Annotated in this window: 1 protein-coding gene; it reads left to right on the top strand. The window is 54.2% G+C overall.

Translation table 11 applies throughout. From position 1 onward, the window contains the following. Nucleotides 1–332, top strand: a 332-nt coding sequence (locus tag D0T87_RS23920; RefSeq protein ID WP_163178690.1) for a FimB/Mfa2 family fimbrial subunit, incomplete at both ends; no start/stop codon positions are given.

The following is a 332-nucleotide window of genomic DNA, read 5'->3' on the forward strand; positions in this document are numbered from 1 at the left end:
CGGCTATGAACCCGGTCGCCATAAAGACTATTACCAGGTAAGCTTGTTGCCCCTTACCCGGGCCATGGCTTATTCTCTTTCGCCCGACGACCTGTTCCGGGGGGAGATTACACTGGACGGAAATGATGAAAGCGATACCACTATCGAACTCCCCATCTACCGCGAAACCGGTAGCCTGACCATTACCGTGCGCGGCCTCACCGCCTTTGCAGGCTTTGCCGACCACAACTACTCCATCCAGGTGCGTGAAACCCCTTCGGTGATCGACTTCTACGGAGATTTATCCGGAGACAAAGTAGCCTACCAGCCTACCAGTTCCTTTACAATTGGAG

Source organism: Bacteroides sp. 51, from assembly GCF_010500965.1.
Classification (GTDB): domain Bacteria; phylum Bacteroidota; class Bacteroidia; order Bacteroidales; family Bacteroidaceae; genus Bacteroides.